Genomic DNA, 2687 nt, shown 5'->3' with positions numbered 1-2687 from the left:
CTACTCCCTTATATGAGTGATTCGATTGCTATTTTTTATGATAGCTCCAGTGTGGGTACGCAGTTAAAGTCGATTACCGAAGAGGTATTTTTAGCCCATAAAAGTGAAAAGAAAAAAGTGGAGAGCTACGCGGTGGATACCAAAGGGGATAACATCATCTCCCATCTCTCCAAACCTGCCAAATTTAACAAAGCAAGTATCATACTCCATATTCCGGTGGTAAAAAGTGCCATTTTGAGTGCACACATGACCTTTAGCGGGATAAAGGAGCGTAATATCCTCTCAACTCAGATTAATCTCGACCCTACACTGCTCACGCTCACCCAATACAATGATCGTAAAAATATGATCTTCGCTAACTCTTTGATCGAGTTCCCCTCACGTATATATGAGGCAAATGCATTGATGAATAACGATATCACCGTCGATTGGATTCAGTACTCTACGAGTGTCGGCATCGATTATCTGGTCTCAGTGCTCGATAATAGCGCGCGAGAGTATTCGATGCGACTTATCAACTCACAGGTGATTTATCCGGTAGAGCTAATGAGTGCAAAAGAGTTTGGTTTTGAACCCCTCACCAGCCATTAACCCTTTATCGCTCGATAAAGTTACCCTTTTTAGTCACCTCTCCCCTCCTCAGCGCAGACAAATCGAGCAGATCGGTATTATGCGTCACTATGGAGAGGGCGAAATCGTTTTTTATGAGGGGGAGACGAGTGATTATTTTCATTTTTTGATTGAGGGCGAAGTCTCTATTTTTAAATCGACTGCGAGTGAGACGATGCAGATCCATCGTTTTCGCGCCCCCTCCCTGATCGCAGAAGTGGCAACTCTCAAACAAATCCCCTACCCTGCATCGTGTGAAGCGCTTCAGAAATCGAGCATCCTCAAAATTGCTCGTGACCCGTTTTTAAAACTGATTCAGAGTGATCCCTCTTTGAGTATTGCAATTATTTCGTCATTAACGCAAAAAATCGGTGCATTAGAGAACTCACTACAACGTCACAGTGCCCCTAATGCAATGGCGAAAGTGGCACGCTTAATCCGTGATGATCGTGCAATTTTCCAACGTCTTAAAGGGATTGAGATAGCACGTCATATCGGTATAACCCCCGAAACCCTTTCGCGTATGATCAAAAAACTCAAATCCGATGGGGTGATAGCGCTCACTAGGGCGGAGGGAATTACCCTTTTATTGCCGGATGAACTCAATCGTAATTGCGGATAATTATTTTCCTTTAAGAGATAGAGTGATAGAGTGAACCATCTATATTTGAGGAGCATTTGATGGGTAAAAGAGGTATTTCTCTCCTACGAGGGATCGAAGCAGAAACGGTCTATAATCTACTAAACAAAGCATATTGTGATGAGTGGTTAGCGTACTATCAATATTTTATCGAAGCCAAAGTGGTTAAAGGTCTTATGAAAGACGCGGCAATCGTTGAACTCACTCAACACGCGGCAGATGAGCTTCGCCATGCAACGATGGTGTGTGATCGTATTCTCCAACTTGGCGGAACCCCTGCCCTTCACCCCGCAGAGTGGCTTACAAACTCAAATTGCGGCTATGATGCACCGACAGATGGTGATGTGCGAAAAGTGTTAGAACAAGCGATCAAGGGTGAGCAGTGCGCTATTGGTGTGTATTCTAATATCCTCGATATTACTCGTGAAAAAGATATCATTACCTATGATTTAGTTTCACAGATTTTAGCGGATGAAGTAGAACACGAAGAGGATTTACAAACCCTGTTTGACGATATCGAAGAGTTTATCGAGCAGTTCAAAAAATGAGATTGAAGATAGTGTTATTGATGGCTCTCTTGGTGAGCGCATTCTCTCTTCATGCCGCAGATATTCTGGATTTAGTGGGATTGTTGGATCGTAATGATACCAAGACATTTCAAACACGTATTCAAACTCTCAGCGATGCTAATACCGCAAGAGAGGACAATAACAAAACAATTCTGATGTATGCGTGCTGGGTCGGAAACACGGAGGCAGTCAACTATCTAATCGACAAAGGTGCCGATGTCAATGCTCAAGATGTCAATGGAGCTACAGCGCTACATTTGGCGGCATGGAAAGGGTTTATCCCTATCGCGCTGCATTTGATCGACCAGGGGGCTTCTGGGAGCGTTATGAGCAAAGACGGGATGACACCCCTCGATATTGCGATAATGCAAGGAAATAAAGAGATCTCCACCGCCATCGAGAAAGCCGCTCCGAAGCTCAAAAAACTACTATAACGAGGATAAAAAAGCTTTTTCTTCCGGAGGGATTTTACTCATATTCCCTCCAAAATCGAGATAAACGAGATCAATTTTCATCTCAAAAACTTTCTCGTCTCCTCTAAAAATCTCTTGTAACAAGCGAAATGAAGCATTTTTGATCTGCAAAAGGGTCGTCTTGACCTCCAACACCTCTCCAAATTTTGCACTTTTGAGATAATCAGCTTCGATATGCTTGGCAACAAAATGTCCACCCGATAGAATCGGAGACCTCCCCGCATCAAAAAAGAGCTGACTCCGCGCACGTTCACAGAAGTTCAGATAGTTAGAGTGGTAAACGACACCACCGATATCGGTATCTTCATAATAGACACGTATTTGCATTCTAAACCCCCTTTTTTACGGCATTTCAAAGCCGTTAAAAATAAAACGTCACCAAAAACGTCACCAAAA

General features: G+C 43.2%; 4 protein-coding genes and 1 pseudogene. 4 read left to right on the top strand and 1 reads right to left on the bottom strand.

The features are described 5' to 3' along the window. The 4 genes and pseudogenes from JZU62_RS10955 to JZU62_RS10940 all read left to right on the top strand — a co-directional run. A pseudogene (locus tag JZU62_RS10955) lies at nt 1-591 on the top strand (hypothetical protein); the annotation flags it as partial. After that, entirely contained in the window at nt 569-1231 is a 663-nt protein-coding gene (locus JZU62_RS10950) for a Crp/Fnr family transcriptional regulator (protein WP_295014747.1), read from the top strand. The pseudogene JZU62_RS10955 and the gene JZU62_RS10950, both read left to right, overlap by 23 nt. Before the next feature lie 59 nt (nt 1232-1290). Further along, nucleotides 1291-1797: a ferritin-like domain-containing protein gene (locus JZU62_RS10945; protein ID WP_295014745.1), complete on the top strand. Its 507-nt coding sequence runs from the start codon at nt 1291-1293 to the stop codon at nt 1795-1797. Then, complete coding sequence (locus JZU62_RS10940; RefSeq protein WP_295014743.1) at nt 1794-2252, top strand: ankyrin repeat domain-containing protein; 459 nt, start codon at nt 1794-1796, stop codon at nt 2250-2252. The genes JZU62_RS10945 and JZU62_RS10940 overlap by 4 nt, the downstream gene beginning before the upstream one ends. On the opposite strand, the gene JZU62_RS10935 is transcribed toward JZU62_RS10940, so the two are convergent. Then, nucleotides 2247-2618, bottom strand: a complete 372-nt coding sequence (locus JZU62_RS10935) for a YbgC/FadM family acyl-CoA thioesterase (RefSeq protein ID WP_295014741.1) — start codon at nt 2616-2618, stop codon at nt 2247-2249. The genes JZU62_RS10940 and JZU62_RS10935 overlap by 6 nt on opposite strands. Nucleotides 2619-2687 lie beyond the last annotated feature (69 nt).

Source organism: Sulfuricurvum sp. (genome assembly GCF_019163035.1).
Taxonomy (GTDB): Bacteria; Campylobacterota; Campylobacteria; order Campylobacterales; family Sulfurimonadaceae; genus Sulfuricurvum.
The sequence above is the reverse complement of the archived record's forward strand: the minus strand, read 5'-3'. Positions and strand labels throughout refer to the sequence as shown.